The sequence below is a fragment of the Acetobacterium sp. genome (genome assembly GCF_041752335.1).
Classification (GTDB): Bacteria; Bacillota; Clostridia; order Eubacteriales; family Eubacteriaceae; genus Acetobacterium.
Map to the genome: position 1 here is coordinate 1 of NZ_JBGSHG010000032.1, position 20,931 is coordinate 20,931.

Consider the following 20,931-nt stretch of genomic DNA (forward strand, 5'->3'; position numbering starts at 1 on the left):
CCAATGATCACTATTGACAGCCTTCGAATCATGTGCAAAAATGGATTCATATTTTAAAACTTATATTTTCATCGCAAATTTTTAATTCTGTATTTTACATTAACCTGGAAAACGAGAAAACACAAAATTATTTACACTACCTTTGTTGAGGGTTTTTTTATCAGCAGCAGCATCAACTTGTATTCTTTTATTGTCATTTCAATTGCGGTACCGTTCTTTTTTACCGAGCGCTCGGCCGTGTTAATCGCCAAATCCTCAAACTGGGTGACTTCGCGTTTGTTTCCATATCGGCGAAGCACTGGTTCAATCCGTGCCAAAAGCTCCATCGCTTCAAACGGCGTGACGACGTAATCGTCGCCCCCATCATTTAGATCGAAGTAGCGAAACTAAAAAAGACAGGCACCTTGTGCCTATCTTTTAACGATATTGCATATCACATTTTAACTCTGGTGAAAAATAACCCGACGTTTGTCCAGCGCAAAGTATAGTACTGAACCGAGAACCATGCATGAAATCACTTCGCCAATCCCCACAGTTGCCATCATGACTGGGATTGGTAAGGGAACGCCATAACTGAATTTTAAAATAAACGGTACCACGATCATATTGGCAACCACTGGTGGAACGGTGACCAGCAATGGATATTTGTGGTTGCGTAGTTGATAACTGAGGACCGCCGCAACAAGCGTTGCGAGGCTGCCAAAGACAATGTCAATCACGGTACAGCCGGTTAACAGATTGCTAAGTAAACAGCCGAGGAAAAGGCCTGGGATGGCGGCCGGGGTAAAGGCCGGCAGGATAACAAGCATTTCCGAGAGGCGAATTTGAATTTCGCCGCTGGCTAAACCCAATGAGCTCGACACAAAGGTCAGAACCACGTACATCGCAGCAATGACTGCTGCCTGGGTAACAAAGAGAACACTAATTTTTCGCATAAAAAAAACTCCTTTAGTTTTGTTTTACGTGTGGAAGGTCACGAACACACGAAGAAAATTACTGAAGCCGAAAAAACGGAATTCAGTTATTATCACTATACCGGATATCTGAAGAAAATGCAAGAGAAAATGTCCGAATTACGGACATTTTCAAATAGCGAAACGCGGTTTCAAGTCCTGGCCAGACTCTTCTTATAGGTTTCATAATCCCGGTAAACTTGTTCAGAATAGGCCAAACACCAGTCAAAAACAGCATGGTCAAAACCATCGTCAGTGCCTAAATAGCCATTGATCCAGTTGGCATAAGGACTTTGAACATGGGCACGAGCCAGTGATAACCCGCAATTAATGACGTATTGTTTAAAGGTCTCAAAATCCAGTTCTGACAGATCAACAGTTCCTTTCATATCGCGAAACTGGCGAACGTAAAAGTCCAGCCCTTCGGTGGCCGAAAAATATCCGAGAAAGGGATCCGAGACAGCCTGGAGAATCTGCTGATGGCTGACGACCCGATAGCCGTTGCCCAAACCATGAGCCATAGTATCTGGGGTGGTGAAATTTTTCTGGTTATACTTCGCAATTGCTGATTCATTCGCTTGCTTAATCTGCAAAACAAGATGGCTTTCGTCTTCACAGGTCAGTACCAGGAGGTAACAGCGGGTTCCGATACTGCCAACCCCCACTACCCGCCGGGCGATGTCGGTTAAAACATGCTGCGACAACAGCATTTCAATGTCGGGACGAACGGTTTTTAAGTACTGTCTGAAATATAATTCCACTTCGTCGATCAGTTTTGCATCTAAATGGGTCGTAATCGGTGGATTCTCGATAAAGATACGGCGACCAAACTGATCGGTTTCGGTCATTTTGGAGATGACCTGACTAGAGGTTCTTTTTTTGGCTTTTTTGATAATCTTTTCAAATTCTTCCCGGGAGGAATCGGAAAAACTCTCGAGAAAAAGTTCCTCATCACCAAGGATAAAGTAGCGCTCAAGTGAGGTCATATCTGACATTAAGTCAAGACCTTTGCGATAAAATGATGCGGTATGAAGTATGGCTTCCTCCGTTTTTTTCGCATCAAAGCCGAGTTCATGGGCACAAAGAATAATGCTGGTGATCAGACGCTTTAAATCCCATTCCCAAGGTCCTGGGGCAGCCTCGTCAAAGTCATTGAGATCAAAAATCAGTCGCCGTTCCGGGGAGGCATAGAACCCGAAATTGCCAATATGGGCATCACCACAGATAGTCACATGAATGCCAGATTGCGCCTGATGGGATAAATCACGTGCCATTAACAGGGCCGTTCCCCGGAAAAAGGCAAAAGGAGACCCTGCCATTTTTTGGTGACGAAGGGGAATGAGTTCAGGGATGCGAAAATAGTTCTGACTCTCAATTATCGCCACCGGGTCACGATCGACAAGATGAAAAACGGATTGGGCTGAAAAAGGTATTTTTTCTCGAATGGCTTTGCCGCTGTTGCGATTCATCTTTGATGTGGGAATCTGTTGATTTTTAGTTAAACCGACGATCATTCATAACCTCCTGGATTTAGGTTTTTAAGTATAGGAGACAAAGGCAATCAAGTTTTAAGATAGAAATTGCCGATGTTTGTCCAGCTATGTTATGCTTTTCATTTTAGCATGGTTGATAAAAATTTCATAGTAGAATCCCCGATAGCAACGGTATTTTCAATAACAAGAACATCGAACAGATCATTTCCGGCAGCGTACATTTTGATAAACATTGATTTATTTAGTTTAATTTAGTATGATTATAACAATGCCGGAATAAAAAACAAGTAGGCAGAACAATTAAATACACTTAGTGAACACAATATGATGAAGGATAAGGTAAATGGATAACGAAGAAAAATTTATAGCATTAGAAAAACTCATCGGAAATACACCCTTGTTAAAGATAAATTTTTTATATCAAGGGCAGCCCCGTTGTATTTACGCAAAAGCAGAGCATTATAATCTCACTGGCAGCATCAAAGACCGGGTGGCCTTGCATATCCTAAAAAAAGCCTATGAAAAAGGTGAGATCCATGAAGGCGAAACGATTGTGGAAGCCACCAGTGGAAATACCGGAATCGCATTTACTGCCGTTGGTACCTGCCTGGGACATCCGGTGGTGATCTATATGCCCGACTGGATGAGTGATGAACGAAAAAATCTGATTCGGAGTTATGGTGGAGAAGTTCGGCTGGTTTCCAAAGAAGAAGGTGGTTTTTTAGGGAGTATTGCCCAATGCGGAGCGCTAGCAGCCGAAGGGAATGCCTTTCTGCCCTGCCAGTTTTCAAATGAAGAAAATACCCAGGCGCAGTATGAACGTACGGCCCCGGAAATTGATATCCAGTTAGCGGCATTTGGAGTAACACCTCAGGCGTTGGTAGCCGGGGTCGGAACGGGGGGAACGGTTATGGGGTTAGGCCGGTATTTTAAAGAAAAGAATCCTGAGATTAAAGTCCATCCCATGGAACCAGCCAGTTCACCAACGATGTCCACCGGTTATAAGGTCGGCAGTCACCGAATCCAGGGAATCTCAGACGAATTTGTTCCCGACCTGATAAAATTGGAAGAATTGGATGATATTATTGCGGTGGATGATGGGGATGCTATCATTATGGCCCAGAAGCTGTCCAAAGAATTAGGCCTGGGGGTGGGGATTTCATCTGGTGCTAATTTTATCGCTGCCATCATTGCCCAGGATCTATTGGAAAATCCCCATGCGGTGGTGGTCACCGTCTTTGCTGATGATAATAAGAAATATTTAAGCACGGACTATGTTAAGGAAGAAAAGGTAAAATCTGAATTCTTATCAAAGGATGTCAAGCTGCTGGATTTCGAAGTCAAAAAATAAGCTGTGGTAAAAACTGAACAAAGAAAGTAGAGGAGGATGAAAAATGGAAGCTGAATATATTGATGTAACAATTGAAAAAACTAAGAAGATTGCTTTAATTGCTCATGACGGAAAAAAAGCAGAGCTGTTGGATTGGGCCTGTCGAAATAAAGAAATATTACAGAGGCATCATTTGTGTGGAACAGGAACAACCGGAAGTCTTATTCAGGAGCGAACCGGATTGCCGGTGCAAATTTTTAAAAGCGGTCCATTAGGCGGTGATCAGCAGATCGGCGCCCGGATTGTGGATGGCAAAATTGACATGCTGATCTTTATCTGGGATCCCCTGGAAGCCCAGCCCCACGACCCGGATATCAAGGCCCTGCTGAGGATTGCTACGGTTTATGATATCCCAGTGGCCAATAATCTGGCAACGGCTGATTTTATCATCCATTCGCGGTTTATGAATGAAGAATATGTACATCCGATTGAGGATTATGCCAAACAAATGAAAAGCAGATTGGCAAATGTCTTAAAATAGAAAGAGGAAAAAATGACGTTAAATTATAAGCCCCAGGGCGTTTGTATTCGCAACATGCAATTTGATCTAACCGATGATGTGGTCAGTAATCTAGTCTTTGAAGGCGGCTGTGACGGGAATTTAAAAGCCCTGGTTAAACTACTTGAGGGAAAACCGGCAGATGAGATCATCACGATGTTTAGAGGTCAGACCTGTGGTAAAAAACCGACCTCCTGCATGGATCAGCTGGCCATTGCTCTGGAAGAAGCTCGAAAGGAAAAGCAATGAACGGACAAAAAAGAAGCGACGTAAAGATCGGTGCATTAGTGGAGATTGTCTTAAAGGCAGATCAGCGCAGCGGCAAGCTGACCCAGGGCCGGGTTGGCAAACTGCTGACAAAAAGCTCCACCCATCCCCACGGAATTAAGGTCATGCTCACCGATGGACAGGTGGGCAGGGTTGCCAAAATAGTCGAAGAACCCAAATAGTCAAACTAAAAAAGCGTGCCATCGGTAAAGAGGCACGCTTTTTTTTAGGGCTGAATGGGAATCAGTTTTTCATTAAAGTTTTTGACAAAATCATCGAATCGATCAGGCCCTAACAGCAGGATCCGGTTGGGGGTTTCCACCAGGATGGCTGTATTGCCGTTGGCAAAGACCGCGGCTTCGGTGCCATTCTGGAGCAGGAAGATGCCTTCCCGGTAAGCTCGGGTTTCAGTACCGACCTCCTTGGACGCGATGGCATACTCGGTCTGATCCAGACTGACCAGCTTGGCCGAGAGGATATCCGCCTCAGGATAGGTCTCAAAGGTGAAGCCGGTGGGCAGTCGCAGGGATAGCTCGTTATCCTTAACGGTAATGCCGGCCACCAGGGGAACCACCACAAAGATACCCAGGATCAAAATCAGCACAAGACCACCGACGACCATTTCCTTAGTTGCATTGCGGCGAAGCTCCCGGTCGTCCGGGTAGGTTTTGAAGGTATAGATGGCTTTCCAGAGAAGCAGCGCAAGGACGGCTAAAAGTGCAAAAAACAGCGGATTAATAGTGTGTAAAATAGAAACAAAATAAGTCATGTGTTGATAAACCACGGTTCTGCCCAAGGGGGAACCGTTACCCTTCGTTAAATTAATTTTGTCTTTTCATATTGAGAAAGTTCCAGCCTGAGTTCAGAGGGAACTTTCTTTTTGATCAATCCGATCTGGACGCTGAAATAATAGTAATTGTAGTATTCAATCATCGAAAAAGCATAAAGGATCAGGCCGAAAATATTCATGGTCATAAAAAAAGCGTCTGGTTGAAAAATCACCAGATAGAGTAAGTACAGCGGATAGAGGACGAATAAAGTCAGATTCAGCTTTTTAAGCACTGAAAAAACAGGCATTACCCAGTCCATCGGGCTGCGGGGGTTATCCAGCAGCTGGTAACGATAATACCAGTAGCCGGCACTTTGAAGGATAATAAAAATCAGTACGCCACCAGGAATCAGCAGGCGCAGATCCAGGGGCTGACCGGTGGAATCGGTGAGCAAATACATCAGCATGCCGCAGACCAGGGCGGTGATCAGTTCGCTCATATATAAGCGATTCAGTTCTTTTGGGGTTTTCTCGGTCATCTAAAGCTCCTTGTCAATTTTGGGCGGTGGGGGAAGTTCAACCACTATTTTTTTACTGTGTTGAATAAAAGCATCCAGGCGCTTACGATTAAAGTAAAGAATGGCAATCAGAACAGCATAAATGGCCACCGCAATAATAAACTGGGTGGGACTGTCATCCATGATTCCAGCACCGATCATGGTGTTGATAAAAACACTGGGGGTTCGCGCCAACAGGACAATGATGATAAAGGTTTTCAACGGCATGGGGGAAAGACCGGCGATAAAACAAAGCATGTCATCGGGAAAAAGCGGAAAGAGAAAAATCAGAAAAAGAACGGTATTTAACTTTGATTCTTTAATATGATCGTATTTTTCAATCAATTCCGGACTGACAAAGCGCATAACAAAGGGCCTCCCAAATCGTTTAGCTAAAACAAAAACGATGATGGAGCCGGTCAGGGTACCAGCAGCGCTGATCAAAAAACCGCCAATGGTACCAAAGAGGGCGCCGCCGACCAGGCCGACCGTCCCCCCAGGGATCGGAGCGATGACGATCTGGAGCAGCTGCAATAAAAAAAATGCCAGCGGCGTCCATATGCCAAATTGTAAAAGAAAGCTCTGCAAGGTGTCAAGTGTCGAAAAAATTTCCATTTCTTACCTCGATATCTTTTAATCATTTTAGCATAAAACCGGCAGATCCACACCATATTTTGGGGATCTGCCGGAAGTAAAATGTTTATTTAAGAAATCGAATTGATCACAAACCGTCTAGGTGGTCAAGTCCCGCCGATTAAAGGCCACTAGGGTCAAACTGAAAAAGACCAGCGAGACGATCAGTAAAATTGCAACCGAATTGAATGAAAGCTGATCATTGATCATCAGGGTGGCGCCTTCAAAATACTTAAAAGGGGTGAAGACCGTCAGAAACGCCAGCTTATCATATAAATCCACCGCCACCGATAAGATGAAAAATCCCATCACCAGCCCGGAAGCCGCGGCGGTAGCACTTTTGGTGTTTTTTAGAATCGATCCAAACATGGCACCTAAAGCTAAAAAGAACAGCTGGAGAATAAAAAGCGCCAGCATCGTCAGGGAAACCTTGTCGATGAGCCCATCGCCATCGTTGTGCCGGGCAATGAAAAAAACAGAAGCGGCAAAGGTAACCATGTTAAAAATCAGAATATTGATGACGCCGGCCAACAGTTTGGGGATGATCACCTGAAACCGACGTATCGGTTTGGTATAGACAAAATCGGCACAGTGATCTCGTTCTTCCTTGGACACCACCACCGCCCCGAACATCACCGCATGAACCGCTGCCAACAGCATAAAGTAGAGAAAGAACACCGAATAAAATCCGGCGACCTTGGTAATATCTACTGAACCGATACCAAAAACCACCATAATTTCTTTGGGAAAGGTAGCAAACAAGGCGTTGAGGTCTACCTGGGAATCCACAAACCCCTGGTACTTCATCATCCCGGCAAAGATAATGAACACCTGGGCGCAACACCAGATAATCAGTGACTTGATATTGGCTTTCATTTCTTTTTTCAATACATTCATCGGGAATACCTCCTTTGCGGTTAGATCGATGGCAAATCTTTTCTGGCAAACAGTTTGAAGGTCAGAAAAATAAACATTCCGACCAAAACAAACCATAACAATAAGTTCAGTGAATCATAATTCGTATTTTTGGATATTTCGGAGAGATTGAAATAATCAAAGGGCGAAATAAGTCCCAGTTTTTCATCTTTTAAGGTTTCATTGAGCAGATGGATAATATAGAAAATAAAAACAACCCCCATACTGATGGGCAGAACGGTTCGGATCCGTCGCAAAAAAACCGAAATAAACAGCCCCAGACTGGCAAAAAAAATCTGAATAAAGAGCAAACTCAGGGTGACCAGGGCAAACAGCTCCACATCGTAGGAATCGGTGCTGAGCAAGGTAACCAGGATCAGAGAAGCCGTAAAAACAACCGCATTGGTAATCAGAATCTGAACCAGTACTGCCATGATTTTCATGGACACCACCCGGTTTCGGCTGACTGGTTTGACAAACAGAAAATCTCCGGTTTTTTCCCGTACTTCCGCAGAAATAATCGAAACTCCCATATTCATGGCCTGGATAGCACCGCCCAGCAAAACATAGGTCAGGGCAAATTGATAAAAGCTTAAAATACTGGCAAGCTCCAGATCAGCCACGCCGAAAGCCTGCTGGAATTCAAGCGGAAAACTTTCAAAGACCTTTTGGAAGTCCTCCAGTTGTCCAGAAATGGATGGATAAAGCAGCATAAACAGTGCTAATACCCCAATCAGGGAGAGGCACCAGACAATTAGGGTTTTGCGACCCATTCGCAGTTCCTGCTTCAGGATGTTCATGGCTGCTCCTCCTTTTGGTAATAGTGCATAAAAATCTCTTCTAGACTGGGTTCCTCAACCAGCAGATTGATCAGGTTCTGGCCCTGCAGGCGCTCAACCATGCGATTGATATCACCTTTAAATAAAAAATGCAGGGTGCTTTCATCAACCGTAAGATTGGTGACCCCTTCCAGATTAAAGTGATGCACATCAATAACGCCCCGATAATCGAGGGTGAATTTTTTATAATTGTGCTTTTGCATATCGCGTATATTTTCAACCCGGACAATGGTACCGTCTTTAATAATGGCCACCCGGCTGCACAGCTTTTGAACCTCGGAAAGTATGTGCGAGGAAAACAAAACCGTGGCACCTTTCTGATTTTCCACCCGGATCAGTTCAAAAAACTTCTGCTGCATCAGCGGATCCAGCCCCCCGGTGGGTTCGTCCAGAATAATCAGCTTGGGTTCATGGAGCAGGCCCTGAATAATGCCGACTTTCTTTTTGTTCCCATAGGACAGGTCATCGATGCGCTTATTTAAATCAAGATCCATAACCTCGGCCAGACTTTGTATCCGTGTGTAGTCGACATTGTCATAGAAGCTGGCTGAATAATTGAGAACCTCCCGAACCTTCATGTGTTCATAATAAAACACCTCCGAAGGAAGATAGCCAATGTCCCGGCGAATTTCGTTGCCGTATTTAATGCAGTCTTTTCCGAAAATTGTGGCCGATCCGCTGGTGGGATGGATCAGTGACAGCAGGGCCCGAATGGTGGTGGATTTACCGGCGCCGTTGGGACCGATGAAGCCAAAGATCTCGCCTTCTTCCACAGAAAAGGATACGTTTTCAATACCTCGATGTTTCCCATAATATTTTGTCAGCTGATTGATTTCAATTACATTCATTCAGATCACCTTCTTTCAAATTTAATCGGATAATTCGGTGTGCTGCAATTATTTTACCCCTATAAAGCAAAAATAAACAATGCACTGATGGGGATAATGGTGAAGGGGAAAAATAATTACATGTTATGTTTGAGTGATTTTTCAAAGGGAATATACTAAAAGAAAATCAAAAAATATGGGAGGCTATCAAGATGAAAAAAGAAGAAACCCGAGATCTGATTCTGAATACATTTAATAATCGCTATACCTGCAAGGGCTATGATGCCGATAAAAAGGTTAGTGATGAGGATTTTGCCGTGATCATGGAGGTGGCCCGGCTGTCCCCCAGTTCCATGGGGCTGGAACCGTGGAAATTTGTGCTGCTCAATAACTGGGAGATCCGGGAAAAAATAAAACCCTTTGCCTGGGGTGCCGAAGTCAGTTTGGACGGCGCCAGTCATTTTGTCCTGATTTTGGCCAGAAAACCCGTTGATCTGAAGCCGGATTCTGACTATGTGGAGTACATCATGAATGACATTCAGCATTTTACCGAAGACCTGAGAGCGGCACGAAAAAATAAACTGAAAAGCTTTCAGGAAGATGATTTGAAAATTACCGGAAATGATCGCGCCTTTTTTGACTGGGCCTGTAAACAAACCTATATCCCGCTAGCCAATATGCTGACCGCCGCCGCCATGCTGGGCGTCGATTCTACCCCCATGGAAGGATTTAATACCGAAAAGGTGGAAGCGGTTCTGGTTCAGGAGGGGATTCTGGATCCCGTCCATTTTGGATTATCCTGTATGATCGCCTTTGGTTATAAAAATCGGGATCATCGCCCTAAAACAAGACGAACAACAGCAGAAATTCTGGAAACCATAGAATAAAACCACGGGCCGATATTTAATTGCAACAACATTGGCTACGAAAGTATGTCACCAGCTATAATTATCGAACAGAGAGCAGTTGGACATAAGCTGAGCATTTATTGAAGCACCTATCGGAACGGGACGATTGTTACTTGTGACAATGATAAATAAAAAAAATGGTTTTTTAGATAAAAAAATAGGAATTCATTTAATTTTGTTATATAATAATGAAATTAAGAGTATAAAGTAAACCTTTGCAGATATCAAATAAAGAATTTAGCGCTTTATTTTGGAGCACAGAATAAGTGGATAAGGGTTGGATGAGGAGATAAAAGAATGGAACCTGTGGCATCGAGTATTTTATTGATAATCGGACTTGTTATTGCAGCCGGGATTCTCTTGATATTATTAGTTCAAAGTAATAAAAAATTGCAGAACAATAATGAGGAGACAAAAAGCATTAAGGATATCTGCGACACCTTCATTGATGGCTATGAGACGGTCATTTATTTGAAAGATGAGCAGTTGAACTACCGGTTTATCAATAAGGCAGCGGAACCCCATTATCATAAATCGGTTGCGGAAATCATCGCTCAGGGCGATCAGCGGCTCGATACGGAAGCCTTTGGTCCATCAATTATTGAGACCGACCAGCAGGTTATCGAGACCGGCAAAACGACCGAATATGAAGAAAAACATAAAAATCGGATTTTCAAAATAATGAAATTTCCGGTAAAATTAAGAGAAAACCGGAAGGGGGTAGGGGCTTTTATCCGAGAACTTACCGATGAGGAAAAACTGATCAAAAAACAAGAACGGGTGCTCTTCCGAAATAAGATCCTGGTTAATGTTTTAAGTAAGAATTTCAGAAATGATCAGAAGCAGCTGGACTATGTGCTGCATGAAGCCCTGAAACTGACGGAAAGCAAAACGGGGTATATCTGTTTTTATGATGAAAAAAAACAGGAATTCACCCATAAAGCCTGGTCAAAGGGATTGATCAAAGGGTCGGAAATGGTGGAACCCGTGGGCACTTGTCGATTGGAAGAAGCGGGGTCATGGGGTGATGTGGTGCGTCAGCGAAAACCGATTATCCTTAATAATAATGGCAATAAACCGGCAGAGGCGAACGAACTTCCCTGTGGCCAGAAAATTTCCGGTAATTTTATCTCGATCCCCATTTTTATTGATGAAAAAATCAAAGCTGTTGTCGGCTTTTCCGGTAAAGAAGACCCCTACGACGATAATGATGTCTATGAAATTACGGTGTTAATGAACGGCGTCCTGACCAATGTGGAAAGACGGATTATTCAGAAAAAACTGTTTGAAGAACGTAGCAAATACTTCCAGACCCTGATCTCGATTGGGGATGGGGTGATGGTAGTCGATCCTGCTGGAAAAATCGAAATGCTGAATAAGGTGGCCCAGAAACTGACGGGTTGGACCAATGAAGAAGCCCGAGGAAAACAGTACACCGAGGTTTTTGTTTTATCCCACGAAGATCGCTGTCAGGAAATTCAGGATCCCATCGTCACGGCCATGGAGACCGACCAGACCCAGGAACTGAAAAATCATGCGGTGTTAATGGCGAAAGACGGATCGGTTTTTCACCTGGAAGACAGTGCGGCGCCGATCAAAAATGAAAAGGGTGAAACGATTGGTATCGTTCTGGTATTTCGGGATGTTTCTGAAAAAAAAGAGCAGCGCAAAGAGATTGAGTATCTGAGCTTTCACGACGCTTTGACCGGGCTTTATAACCGCCGCTTTCTGGAAGCGGAATTACTACGGCTTGACACCGAAAGAAACCTGCCAATTTCTATTATCATGGGCGATGTGAACGGCTTGAAACTGACCAACGATATTTTCGGTCATGCTCACGGTGATATTTTTCTAAAAAAGATAGCTGATGTGATGCGCCGAACCTGCCGGGGTGATGATATCATTGCCCGATGGGGTGGTGATGAATTTGTTGTTCTGCTGCCTAAAACCACCATTGCGCAGGCGAAACAAATTAAAAGTCGGATCAAAACTGAATTTGCCAGAGATGGAGTTAAGGTCATCAAAGGCAATATTTCGCTGGGCTGTGATGTCAAAGTATCCTTGGAACAGAGTATTATGGAGTGCCTGGAGTCTGCTGAAGAAAAAATGTATGCCGTCAAGATTCTGGAACGGGATGATTTTAAAAGTTCAACCCTGGATTCCATTATCACGACCCTTCAAAGTGATAGTCCTCAGGAAGAGGAACATGCCCAGCGGGTCAGTCAATGGTGTCATGATCTAGGCGTGTCAATGGAACTTTCGCATGTAAAAATAAGGCGCCTGAAGTTGGCCGGTTATTTTCATGATATTGGCAAGATCGTCTTGCATAAAGACTTGTTGGAACAAAACAGTGAACTTACTGAGGAAGAATTGACTGAAATCAAGAAGCATCCGATTATGGGATACCGGATTCTCAATGCCTTTGATGATACCATGTCCCTAGCCGATGCGGTGCTGCATCATCACGAAAGATGGGATGGCAGCGGTTACCCCAAGGGACTAAAAGGCGAAGAAATCCCCTTTCTAGCTAGGGTCGTTGCCGTTGTCAGCTGCTACGACCGGTTGGCAACGGCCCAGGAAAGGCAAGAATTGGAGTTGAATCAAAATCCCTTGATTGATCTGGATAAAATGGAGGGGTATTTTGATCCGGAAATTAAACGGGAATTTATCAATATGATCAAAAAGATTCCCAGTTAGAACCGCTCAGTCAGAACACCAGAAAGTCATCAGAGCCAAAAGCCCTGATGGCTTTTTTAATGCCGTTTTTTAATATGCCAAGTGGCTAAAGAATCACAACAAACCGGGCCCAGCCGTCAACCTCGCTTTTCACCTTAATTTTTCCCTGGTGCTCGTCAATAATGGATTTGGCAATCGCCAGTCCCAGTCCATAGCCGCCGGTTGCTTTAGAACGGGATTCATCGTAGCGGTAGAAGCGCTGGAAAATTTTATCCTGCTGATCTTCGGGAATCCCGGTACCGGTGTTAAACACCTCAATATGAATTTTATCACCAACGCGCTTCAGGGTGATTTCAACCAGCCCATCATCGTCGGCATGTTTAATGGCATTGTCAATCAGGATGGCAATGACTTGTTTAATCTTGTCAGCATCGCCCAGGTAAGAAATGCCTTCCGCAATTTTAAGGGTGTAGTTTTTGTGTTCCTCAAAGGCGGTACTTTCAAAGGTTAAAGCAATACTTTCCACGGCGTTGCTCAAATCAAAGGTCGAAAAAGTGCAGATGGTTTTGCTGGCATCCAGCCGCGCCAGGGTGAGGAGATTATTAACCAGGGTGTTCATCCGGGTTGACTCGGCTTGAATATAAGAAAGATATTTATTCGGCCCAATATCGCCCTCCAGCACCTCGGCATTGACGCTGATAACTGAAAGCGGGGTTTTTAGCTCATGGCTGGCATCGGAAATAAAACGCTTTTGTTTATCAAAGGCTTCCTCCACTGGTTTAACCATCAGGTTGGCCAGAAAAAGCGAAACAAAGAAAAGTACAAACAGGGTAATGCTGCCGATGATCAGCGAGGTGGTCAGCAGCCGGTCAGACAGGGCATTGGAAATTCGCTGATCGACAAAGACCAGCAGTTCGCCATAGGGCTTTTCAACAATCAGATACCGATAACCGTTAAAAGTACCGGAGTTTTTGTCTTTTCCCAGAATCTGATTCGCCAGATCCAGGACTTCCGCGGATACCTGGCTGGTATCAGTATTGCCATTGATAGAAAAGAGGTTAGTAGCCGGGTTAACCTTAACCGAGAAGGTTTTTTCCCGTTCAAATACATCCGGGGGAAGATGATCGGAAGATCCCGGCATCTTCGGGGACTCACGAGGAGTTGTGCCATCATTATCCGCCAGAGCCGATAATAGCGCCATGCTCTGACGTTCACTGGACTGGTAGTTAAAATAGTTGAGGGAACCAATAATCAATATAAAAACCAGCGACAAAATAATCATAATGGTGGTGACAAAGCGGATTTTCAGTTTTTTGATCATATCAGGTTACCCTCGCGCCGTCATTTCCAGAAAATAACCGATACCCCGGTTAACCTTGATCTGGACATGAGATCCCACAAAATTGATTTTTTTCCGCAAAAACGAAATATAGACTTCGACATTGTTATATTCGGCTTCACTGTCAAAGCCCCAGACCTTTTCGATCAGCTGTTCCTTGGAAAGGATCTGGCGGGAATTGACGATCAACGTTTCCAGTAATAAAAACTCTTTTAATCCCAGCTTAACCGAAGCGGCGCCGCAAATAATCTCCCGGGTTTTTAGCCGCAAGATCAAGTCCCCCCAGCTGGGATCATCGCAAAGTATTTCACCCTTGCGTCGGGTCACCGCCCGGATCCGGGCCAGCAGTTCCCCGGTTTGAAAGGGTTTGGTGAGATAGTCATCGGCGCCCCAATCCAATCCGGCAATTTTATCCTCCAGTTCGGTTTTGGCGGTCAGCATTAACACCGGGGTTTCAATTTTGGCCTGCCGCAGTTCCTTTAGAACCGTCAGGCCGTCTTTCTGAGGCAGCATAATATCCAGAATAATCAGATCGTAGATACCAGTCAGGGCATAGTCCAGACCATTTTCCCCGTCCATGCAAATATCCACACAATAGTTTTCTTTTGTAAAGATGGCTTTCAAGGCTTCGACCAGCCCCCATTCATCTTCCACCAGCAATAGTCGCATACTGAAAACACCTCCTCGAATCGATTCTGATCTTCTTATTATAGCATTTTTAATTGAATCAAGCTTGAACCCCAGCTTAAAGGATTCTTGCTTCAATCTTTATTCAAGCTAGTAAAACTATGATAGGCCATGTTAAGAACGTGTTAAATCATACAAGGAGGTACATTATGCAATTCAGACATGAACACAAACATTACATCAATTATCTGGACTATCTGATCTTGCGCAGTAAATTAAGAGCCGTGATGCAGCCGGATGTCAACACCAATGAAGACGGCGAATATCATATCCGTAGCCTGTACTTTGATAACTATCGGGATGTGGCTCTGCAGGACAAGATCAGCGGCATCAACCGGCGCGAAAAATTCAGAATCCGCTGTTACAACAAAGATTTTGCCTTTATCAATCTTGAGAAAAAAAGTAAGATCAACGGGCTTTGTGCAAAGATTAAAACTACGATCACAAAGCCGCAGGTCGAAGCCATTCTGGCCCACGACACCAAATGGATGGCCACAAGCGCCGAGCCCCTGGTAGTGGAGTTATACTCCAAAATGAAGTCGGGACAGCTCCAGCCCAAGACCATTGTCGATTATAAACGGGAGGCCTTTGTTTATGGTCCGGGAAATGTCCGGGTCACCATTGACCAGGATATCCGAACGGGTCTTTTCAGTACTGATCTGTTTAATCCCGACTTACCCACCATCGCCACCGGAGCTCAGCAGATTCTACTGGAGGTGAAGTATGACAACTTTATTCCGGAGGTCATTGCCAATATCATTCAACTGGATGGTCGCCGGCAAACGGCCTTTTCAAAATATGCCGCCAGTCGGATTTACAGCTGACCTTTATTCTATTCTAATTAAATTAACACAATCAAAGCAACGAGGAGACACTAAATGAGTTTTAACGATATTTTCAATTCAAATTTTCTGGAAAACGTCACATCAGTATCGCTGATCGATACCGCCATTGCCTTAATTTTGGCCTTTGGTATTGGGGTATTTGTCCATCTGGTACATAAAAAGACCTATAAAGGGGTCATGTATTCATCGGGATTTGGGGTCACCCTAATTGCCCTCTGTATGATCACCACCTTTGTGATGCTGGCGATCACCAGCAACGTGGTGCTGTCATTGGGGATGGTTGGGGCACTTTCGATTGTCCGGTTCCGAACCGCTGTTAAAGAGCCACTGGACATTGCCTTTGTCTTCTGGTCGATTGCCGCCGGGATTGTCCTCTCAGCCGGAATGATTCCTCTGGCGATTCTGGGATCGGTACTGATCGGCATTATTTTGCTGGTATTTGTCAACCGCAAACCCAATGAGATGCCCTATATTATCGTGGTCAATTGCAGTGATCGGGAAGCCGAAGCCGAAGTCAAAAAATACATTGCCACCAGCGTTACCAAAAGCATTATTAAAAACAAAACGGTGTCCAAAGAAGGCATCGAACTGAACATCGAGGTGCGGCTTAAAAATGATGACACCGATTTTATTAATAACGTGGTTGAACTGAAAAATGTGAACCACGCCGTTCTGGTCAGCTACAATGGCGAATTTATGAATTAAGAGAGGTGACCGCATTGGCAGATCACAAGAATATTGAACGGATTTGCATTACCATTGGCATCGTCACCCTGATCATCGGCATTATTTTCTCTTATTTCGGTGAAAGCCTCGGGATTACCGCCGACTCCAGCGCTGATTTAAGCTATGTGACGACATTATTTGATGACACCGAGGTCCATACCATCGACATTGAGATCGCCGAAGCAGACTGGAATAGTCTTCAGGAGAATGCCATCGAAGAAGAATACCAGCTTTGTGCCATCACTGTGGACGGTGAAAAACTGGACAATGTGGCCATTCGACCCAAGGGCAATTCATCCCTTTCCAGCGTGGTTGCATCGGATTCGGAACGGTATAGTTTTAAAATTGATTTTGATAAATACAGTGACGGCTTAACCTATCATGGCCTGGACAAGCTGAATCTTAACAACATCATTTCGGACAATACCTATTTGAAAGAATACCTCAGCTACGATATGATGGCCTATATGGGGGTGGCAGCGCCGCTATCCAGCTTTGTCAAGGTGTCCGTCAATGGCGAATATTTTGGACTCTATCTGGCGGTGGAAGGGGTGGAAGAGGCCTTTGCCCAGCGGAATTACGGCTCGGACGATGGCAATATCTATAAACCGGACAGCATGCAATTTGGTGGTGATGGCGAAATGGGCGGTGGCGAAAGGCCGGATATGACCAATATGCCGGCTATGGGTGAGCCTCCGGATGGATCTCAAATGCCAAGCGGTGGGCAGGCACCAACGGGTAATCAAACTGGCACCGGTACACAAACCACCGATACCGCAACCCCAGCCCCGGATCAGAGTAGTATGTCGGACATCAGCCAAATGGGGAATATGGGCGGGTTCTCGGGAAATGATGTGGCCTTAATTTATTCAGACGACGAACTGTCAAGTTATGAGAATATCTGGGAAGGCGCTGTTTTTGACATCACTACCAGCGACAAAGAGCGACTGATCGACTCGATTAAACAGCTGAACGCCGGGGAAAACCTGGAAGAAGTAGTGGATGTGGAAGCGGTGCTCAAATACTTTGTGGTGCATAATTTTGTGAACAATTACGATAGCTATACCGGCAGCATGAAACACAATTACTACCTGCGGGAAGAAGAAGGCCAATTATCGATGATTGGCTGGGATTATAATCTGGCCTTCAGCAATTTCAGCGGCGGCGGAATGGGGCGCGGAACAAAAATAACCACTGCCAGTACTGACGAAGCGACAACCCTGGTGAATTATCCCATCGATACCCCGGTATCCGGTACCACCATGGCCGAGCGGCCGTTGCTCAATGAACTGTTTTCCAATGAAGCGTATCTGGAACAATACCATCAATATTTTGCGGAATTTATCACTGGCTACTTTGAAAGCGGCCAATGCACCGAGACCATCGATCAGGCGACAGCGCTGATATCGGACTATGTCAAAGACGATCCCACCGCCTTCTGCACTTATGAAGAGTATCAAGCCGGGGTTACCGTCCTCAAACAATTCTGTGAGCTCCGGGCTGAGAGCATCAGCGGTCAGCTGGAGGGCACGATACCGGCCACCACCGATGGACAGGCGGCCCAGCCAACCGCGTTGCTCGATGCCAGCAGTCTGGATGTTTCGGCCCTGGGCAGCAGTATGGGCGGGGGGATGGACAAAAACATGACAATACCGACTGGTCAAGGGACGGTTCCAACTGTAAGCTCCGACCCAATGAAAAGCGCTCAGACAACAGCAACCACTCAGCAGTCAGCCAAGGGGCAACCACCGAACCGACCCGAGGGTGAGACAACTACGGCAGTAACAACTACCCAACCGGTAGATGACAGCGAATCAACAACCACTGTCGAGAACCGGACCGGTGACGGGCAAGCCGCGCCAACCAACCAGAACGGTCTGCAAAATGATCGCATCAACCCTAATGGGGTGACAGCAACAAACTGGGATCTCACGACCCTGATGCTGCTGGGTGGGTCTTGCCTGCTGTTGATTCTAGGTATTTTAGTGACGAAACTTTATAAACGATAAGCTTAAGCGGCTAGAGAGCGTAAAAGATAAACCTGACATCAAACAGCGGCGGTAGCCATAGGGCAACCGCCGCTGTTATAACATGACCATTGGTTTCGCAAAGAAAAGATTGACTTTTATCACCAATTACCGTATAATCAACAAGCATGAAAAAATTGAATAATTTTTTTATTCTACCTTAGGAGAGATGTCTGAGTGGTCGAAGGAGCACGCCTGGAAAGCGTGTGTACGTGTAAGCGTACCGAGGGTTCGAATCCCTCTCTCTCCGCCATTTTAAAATTAGTGAAAAATGTTATGATGCAGCCGTTGTGGCTGTTTTTTTTACGTCTTTTTTAGTGTTACCCTTTAATTGACCCTTTAGCAATTGCTCCCCCATCAGGATAGAATAATAAAGCCGATTACTTGGGTTGGACTCGGATTTGAATCAGATTTTTCACATCTTCCAGAATCCGTTCAGAGGTAACCGGAATCATCAGCCATCGGCCTCCGGCAGCAAAGGGGGTCTTGGCAAACAAGGCTTGAATTTCCGGGCTGGCCTGGGGAAGGTAGGCTTCAGCTTCACTTTGTTCCTTGTTTCCGATTACCACTAGCGCGATGAAATAACCATCCATGGGATAGAGCACACAAAGGGATTTGCTGCTTTTCCGGTACTTCAGATTCCACCCACACTGGGCGGAACAGCGGCTGTAATTCATGATCGGTTTAATGTGATAGGCGGTTTCAATAAAGCTTTGCAAAGCAACCCAGAGGGGATTATTGACGAAACTGATCATCTCGGCCATTGTTGGCTCATGATTCTGTTCAAAAGACTGACTCCATTCCATGAGGTAACCTCCAATAAGTTTTTAGGTAATTGCAGCGTGTCTAAACATCAAAGCGGCGCGAAGAATAGGGCACTTTCCAAATTACCGATAAATTTATAATTAGAATTTATCACCATGTTTCAGGCAGGTCAAGTCAATTTAATAAAAAATTAAATTCTGAAAATCTTCCCTGGTGAGGTTTGGTCAACGAAAGCGTGCGCGAAGCTAAATTCGAAGAGCGGTAAAACCCAATCAGCATTTGCGGATAGATTACCCATATAAAATGGGTGGCTTGTCTGTTTTTTTCGTTCTGTTTTAAATTAGTCTTGTTCTTGAATGGATACATGCAGCTAAAATTTGTGATGCAATATTATAGAAACTGGGTATAATGAAGAAAAAAGAACTTAAAAAGATGAAAGGACTAGAATAGAATGATCAAAAGTAAAGGTGACGTTAACCCTGTTGATGAATATATTCGCCAATTTCCTGAAGAAGTTCAAGTACTCCTTCAGGAAATCCGGCAGCTCATCAAAGAAGCAGCTCCCGAGGCGGAGGAAAAAATCAGTTATCAGATGCCGACATTTTTTCTGGATGGCAATCTGGTTCATTTCGCGGCCTATAAAAATCATATCGGCTTTTATCCGGCCCCATCAGGCATCGAAAAATTCAAGCAAGAGCTGTCAAAATACAAAGGTGCCAAAGGATCGGTTCAATTTCCGCTTACTGAACCAATGCCCTTTGATCTGATCCGAAAAATCGTCGCTTTCAGAGTGGCAGAGAATCAGGAACTTGCCAAAAACAAGCAAAAAAAGAGTAAAACAAAAGATAAAAGTCCGGAAGATTATATCAGTCGTCAGCCGGTGGAGCGACAGGAGCATTTGGAAAAACTGCGGCAAACCATCAAGACTCATTTGCCGGAGGGCTTCCAGGAGACTGTGCAATATGACATGATCAGTTTTGTTGTTCCTCATAGTCGCTATCCCGAAGGCTATCACGTTAATCCCAGGGAACCCCTGCCTTTTATGGCACTGGCCAACCAGAAAGGCTACATCGCGCTTTATCATCTGGGAATATATGCAGATGAATCCTTGTTACAATGGTTTTCCGGGGCTTATGAGGCCTTGAAAATCGGAAAACTGGACATTGGTAAAAGTTGTATCCGGTTTCGAAAAATGGAAAAAATCCCCTTTGATCTAATCGGAGCGCTATGTACAAAAATGACGGTGGATGATTATATCAAACTTTATGAGATGAGTAAGCCCTCAAAATAAAGTTCTGGATTTTTTCTTTTAATTGCCTTAAAAGGCTTGACGGTAGAGGTACAGTATCGTTTATGATAACGATAGTGACGTTGAAATTGAACAACAAGACGGGAGGGATGACCAATGACCTATTTAATCCAATTTTTAAAAGAGAAAAAGACGATGCTGTTTTTAATTATTCTGGCAACGGTGATCCAGTCCTTCAGTATGCTGGCGGTGCCCTATTTTGCGGCAAAAATTATCGACGACGGGATTCTCAAAAAAGATCTGATGGCAATTGTGATATTGGGTTTGCAGATGCTGGCAGCGGTGGGATTATCAGGCCTGATTTCCTTATGGGCCAGCTACCTGAGTGCCGATTTGGCGGCACTTTCAGGAAAATACCTGCGCGATCGGATTTTTGACAAAACCCAAGTCTTGTCAATCCGCGATTTTAATCGTTTTAGTACCGCTTCAATGATTACCCGGGCGACCAGTGATATTACGGTCATTCAGCAGACCGTGATTATGTTTGCCCAAATGATTTTACCGGCA

At 44.7% G+C, this 20,931-nt stretch carries 22 protein-coding genes, 1 tRNA gene and 2 pseudogenes; 13 read left to right on the top strand and 12 right to left on the bottom strand.

Annotated features, from left to right (window positions below; genetic code table 11):
* Positions 1-131: 131 nt before the first annotated feature.
* The 3 genes from ACEW8F_RS04615 to ACEW8F_RS04625 form a co-directional block, all read right to left on the bottom strand.
* Positions 132-317 (bottom strand): hypothetical protein, encoded by a 186-nt coding sequence (locus ACEW8F_RS04615; protein WP_373482303.1) that lies wholly within the window; start codon positions 315-317, stop codon positions 132-134.
* Positions 318-440: 123 nt separating this feature from the next.
* Positions 441-935: a QueT transporter family protein gene (locus ACEW8F_RS04620; protein WP_373482304.1), complete on the bottom strand. Its 495-nt coding sequence runs from the start codon at positions 933-935 to the stop codon at positions 441-443.
* Positions 936-1,105: 170 nt separating this feature from the next.
* The gene (locus ACEW8F_RS04625) at positions 1,106-2,467 is read right to left on the bottom strand and encodes a DUF2252 domain-containing protein (protein WP_373482305.1); all 1,362 of its coding nucleotides are present in this window, start codon (positions 2,465-2,467) and stop codon (positions 1,106-1,108) included.
* A gap of 322 nt (positions 2,468-2,789) precedes the next feature.
* Here ACEW8F_RS04625 and ACEW8F_RS04630 point away from each other — a divergent pair, with 322 nt between their 5' ends.
* Genes ACEW8F_RS04630 through ACEW8F_RS04645 form a run of 4 tightly spaced genes read left to right on the top strand, consistent with a single transcriptional unit; the run spans position 2,790 to position 4,784 of the window.
* Positions 2,790-3,797 carry a PLP-dependent cysteine synthase family protein gene (locus ACEW8F_RS04630; protein WP_373482306.1) on the top strand — a complete coding sequence of 336 codons (1,008 nt, stop codon included), beginning with the start codon at positions 2,790-2,792 and terminating at the stop codon, positions 3,795-3,797.
* A gap of 43 nt (positions 3,798-3,840) precedes the next feature.
* Positions 3,841-4,317: a methylglyoxal synthase gene (locus ACEW8F_RS04635; RefSeq protein WP_373482307.1), complete on the top strand. Its 477-nt coding sequence runs from the start codon at positions 3,841-3,843 to the stop codon at positions 4,315-4,317.
* Between the two features lie 12 nt (positions 4,318-4,329).
* Entirely contained in the window at positions 4,330-4,584 is a 255-nt protein-coding gene (locus ACEW8F_RS04640; protein ID WP_373482308.1) for a TIGR03905 family TSCPD domain-containing protein, read from the top strand.
* Positions 4,581-4,784, top strand: a complete 204-nt coding sequence (locus ACEW8F_RS04645) for a YwbE family protein (protein WP_373482309.1) — start codon at positions 4,581-4,583, stop codon at positions 4,782-4,784. The genes ACEW8F_RS04640 and ACEW8F_RS04645 overlap by 4 nt, the downstream gene beginning before the upstream one ends.
* A 44-nt stretch (positions 4,785-4,828) precedes the next feature.
* On the opposite strand, the gene ACEW8F_RS04650 is transcribed toward ACEW8F_RS04645, so the two are convergent.
* The 6 genes from ACEW8F_RS04650 to ACEW8F_RS04675 all read right to left on the bottom strand — a co-directional run bounded on the left by ACEW8F_RS04650 (position 4,829) and on the right by ACEW8F_RS04675 (position 9,163).
* A complete protein-coding gene (locus ACEW8F_RS04650) occupies positions 4,829-5,371 on the bottom strand; it encodes a PH domain-containing protein (RefSeq protein ID WP_373482310.1) in 543 nt (180 codons plus the stop codon).
* 47 nt (positions 5,372-5,418) lie between these two features.
* Positions 5,419-5,910, bottom strand: coding sequence for a hypothetical protein (locus tag ACEW8F_RS04655; RefSeq protein ID WP_373482311.1), 492 nt, complete (start codon positions 5,908-5,910; stop codon positions 5,419-5,421).
* Positions 5,911-6,543, bottom strand: a complete 633-nt coding sequence (locus ACEW8F_RS04660) for a TVP38/TMEM64 family protein (RefSeq protein ID WP_373482312.1) — start codon at positions 6,541-6,543, stop codon at positions 5,911-5,913. It abuts the gene before it with no gap.
* 117 nt (positions 6,544-6,660) lie between these two features.
* Positions 6,661-7,458 (bottom strand): ABC transporter permease subunit, encoded by a 798-nt coding sequence (locus ACEW8F_RS04665; RefSeq protein ID WP_373482313.1) that lies wholly within the window; start codon positions 7,456-7,458, stop codon positions 6,661-6,663.
* A gap of 20 nt (positions 7,459-7,478) precedes the next feature.
* Entirely contained in the window at positions 7,479-8,276 is a 798-nt protein-coding gene (locus ACEW8F_RS04670; RefSeq protein WP_373482314.1) for an ABC transporter permease subunit, read from the bottom strand.
* The gene (locus tag ACEW8F_RS04675; protein WP_373482315.1) at positions 8,273-9,163 is read right to left on the bottom strand and encodes an ABC transporter ATP-binding protein; all 891 of its coding nucleotides are present in this window, start codon (positions 9,161-9,163) and stop codon (positions 8,273-8,275) included. The genes ACEW8F_RS04670 and ACEW8F_RS04675 overlap by 4 nt, the downstream gene beginning before the upstream one ends.
* Positions 9,164-9,354: 191 nt before the next feature.
* Here ACEW8F_RS04675 and ACEW8F_RS04680 point away from each other — a divergent pair, with 191 nt between their 5' ends.
* Together ACEW8F_RS04680 and ACEW8F_RS04685 are read left to right on the top strand one after the other, a co-directional pair.
* A complete protein-coding gene (locus ACEW8F_RS04680) occupies positions 9,355-10,029 on the top strand; it encodes an NAD(P)H-dependent oxidoreductase (RefSeq protein WP_373482316.1) in 675 nt (224 codons plus the stop codon).
* Between the two features lie 318 nt (positions 10,030-10,347).
* Positions 10,348-12,747, top strand: a complete 2,400-nt coding sequence (locus ACEW8F_RS04685; protein WP_373482317.1) for an HD domain-containing phosphohydrolase — start codon at positions 10,348-10,350, stop codon at positions 12,745-12,747.
* 85 nt (positions 12,748-12,832) lie between these two features.
* Here the strand turns inward: ACEW8F_RS04685 and ACEW8F_RS04690 are convergent, their stop codons facing one another.
* Together ACEW8F_RS04690 and ACEW8F_RS04695 are read right to left on the bottom strand one after the other, a co-directional pair.
* On the bottom strand, positions 12,833-14,047 hold the full coding sequence (locus ACEW8F_RS04690) for a sensor histidine kinase (RefSeq protein ID WP_373482318.1): 1,215 nt from the start codon (positions 14,045-14,047) through the stop codon (positions 12,833-12,835).
* A gap of 6 nt (positions 14,048-14,053) precedes the next feature.
* Entirely contained in the window at positions 14,054-14,734 is a 681-nt protein-coding gene (locus tag ACEW8F_RS04695) for a response regulator transcription factor (protein ID WP_373482319.1), read from the bottom strand.
* Between the two features lie 167 nt (positions 14,735-14,901).
* Between ACEW8F_RS04695 and ACEW8F_RS04700 the strand changes: the two genes are divergently transcribed.
* The 4 genes from ACEW8F_RS04700 to ACEW8F_RS04715 all read left to right on the top strand — a co-directional run bounded on the left by ACEW8F_RS04700 (position 14,902) and on the right by ACEW8F_RS04715 (position 18,603).
* On the top strand, positions 14,902-15,576 hold the full coding sequence (locus tag ACEW8F_RS04700; protein WP_373482320.1) for a polyphosphate polymerase domain-containing protein: 675 nt from the start codon (positions 14,902-14,904) through the stop codon (positions 15,574-15,576).
* Positions 15,577-15,630: 54 nt separating this feature from the next.
* Positions 15,631-16,302 carry a DUF4956 domain-containing protein gene (locus ACEW8F_RS04705; RefSeq protein WP_373482321.1) on the top strand — a complete coding sequence of 224 codons (672 nt, stop codon included), beginning with the start codon at positions 15,631-15,633 and terminating at the stop codon, positions 16,300-16,302.
* Positions 16,303-16,316: 14 nt separating this feature from the next.
* Positions 16,317-18,332 carry a CotH kinase family protein gene (locus tag ACEW8F_RS04710; RefSeq protein ID WP_373482322.1) on the top strand — a complete coding sequence of 672 codons (2,016 nt, stop codon included), beginning with the start codon at positions 16,317-16,319 and terminating at the stop codon, positions 18,330-18,332.
* Positions 18,333-18,513: 181 nt separating this feature from the next.
* Positions 18,514-18,603 (top strand) — tRNA-Ser (locus ACEW8F_RS04715).
* 127 nt (positions 18,604-18,730) lie between these two features.
* Here ACEW8F_RS04715 and ACEW8F_RS04720 read toward each other — a convergent pair.
* Entirely contained in the window at positions 18,731-19,156 is a 426-nt protein-coding gene (locus tag ACEW8F_RS04720; RefSeq protein WP_373482323.1) for a DUF3788 domain-containing protein, read from the bottom strand.
* Between the two features lie 410 nt (positions 19,157-19,566).
* On the opposite strand from ACEW8F_RS04720, the pseudogene ACEW8F_RS04725 reads away from it, so the two are divergent.
* The 3 genes and pseudogenes from ACEW8F_RS04725 to ACEW8F_RS04735 all read left to right on the top strand — a co-directional run.
* Positions 19,567-19,953, top strand: a pseudogene (locus ACEW8F_RS04725) (iron chaperone); the annotation flags it as partial.
* A 60-nt stretch (positions 19,954-20,013) separates the two neighbouring features.
* A pseudogene (locus ACEW8F_RS04730) lies at positions 20,014-20,406 on the top strand (DUF1801 domain-containing protein); the annotation flags it as partial.
* A gap of 114 nt (positions 20,407-20,520) precedes the next feature.
* Positions 20,521-20,931 (top strand): ABC transporter transmembrane domain-containing protein (locus tag ACEW8F_RS04735; RefSeq protein ID WP_373482324.1); only part of this gene is annotated, 411 nt, incomplete at its 3' end.

Coding starts and splice junctions, on each gene's coding strand:
- ACEW8F_RS04665 (WP_373482313.1), bottom strand. CDS start 7,458: ATGAATGTATTGAAAAAAGAAATGAAAGCCAATATCAAGTCACTGATT.
- ACEW8F_RS04695 (WP_373482319.1), bottom strand. CDS start 14,734: ATGCGACTATTGCTGGTGGAAGATGAATGGGGGCTGGTCGAAGCCTTG.
- ACEW8F_RS04685 (WP_373482317.1), top strand. CDS start 10,348: ATGGAACCTGTGGCATCGAGTATTTTATTGATAATCGGACTTGTTATT.
- ACEW8F_RS04655 (WP_373482311.1), bottom strand. CDS start 5,910: ATGACCGAGAAAACCCCAAAAGAACTGAATCGCTTATATATGAGCGAA.
- ACEW8F_RS04640 (WP_373482308.1), top strand. CDS start 4,330: ATGACGTTAAATTATAAGCCCCAGGGCGTTTGTATTCGCAACATGCAA.
- ACEW8F_RS04705 (WP_373482321.1), top strand. CDS start 15,631: ATGAGTTTTAACGATATTTTCAATTCAAATTTTCTGGAAAACGTCACA.
- ACEW8F_RS04675 (WP_373482315.1), bottom strand. CDS start 9,163: ATGAATGTAATTGAAATCAATCAGCTGACAAAATATTATGGGAAACAT.
- ACEW8F_RS04645 (WP_373482309.1), top strand. CDS start 4,581: ATGAACGGACAAAAAAGAAGCGACGTAAAGATCGGTGCATTAGTGGAG.
- ACEW8F_RS04620 (WP_373482304.1), bottom strand. CDS start 935: ATGCGAAAAATTAGTGTTCTCTTTGTTACCCAGGCAGCAGTCATTGCT.
- ACEW8F_RS04635 (WP_373482307.1), top strand. CDS start 3,841: ATGGAAGCTGAATATATTGATGTAACAATTGAAAAAACTAAGAAGATT.
- ACEW8F_RS04670 (WP_373482314.1), bottom strand. CDS start 8,276: ATGAACATCCTGAAGCAGGAACTGCGAATGGGTCGCAAAACCCTAATT.
- ACEW8F_RS04700 (WP_373482320.1), top strand. CDS start 14,902: ATGCAATTCAGACATGAACACAAACATTACATCAATTATCTGGACTAT.
- ACEW8F_RS04625 (WP_373482305.1), bottom strand. CDS start 2,467: ATGATCGTCGGTTTAACTAAAAATCAACAGATTCCCACATCAAAGATG.
- ACEW8F_RS04720 (WP_373482323.1), bottom strand. CDS start 19,156: ATGGAATGGAGTCAGTCTTTTGAACAGAATCATGAGCCAACAATGGCC.
- ACEW8F_RS04690 (WP_373482318.1), bottom strand. CDS start 14,047: ATGATCAAAAAACTGAAAATCCGCTTTGTCACCACCATTATGATTATT.
- ACEW8F_RS04680 (WP_373482316.1), top strand. CDS start 9,355: ATGAAAAAAGAAGAAACCCGAGATCTGATTCTGAATACATTTAATAAT.
- ACEW8F_RS04630 (WP_373482306.1), top strand. CDS start 2,790: ATGGATAACGAAGAAAAATTTATAGCATTAGAAAAACTCATCGGAAAT.
- ACEW8F_RS04660 (WP_373482312.1), bottom strand. CDS start 6,543: ATGGAAATTTTTTCGACACTTGACACCTTGCAGAGCTTTCTTTTACAA.
- ACEW8F_RS04650 (WP_373482310.1), bottom strand. CDS start 5,371: ATGACTTATTTTGTTTCTATTTTACACACTATTAATCCGCTGTTTTTT.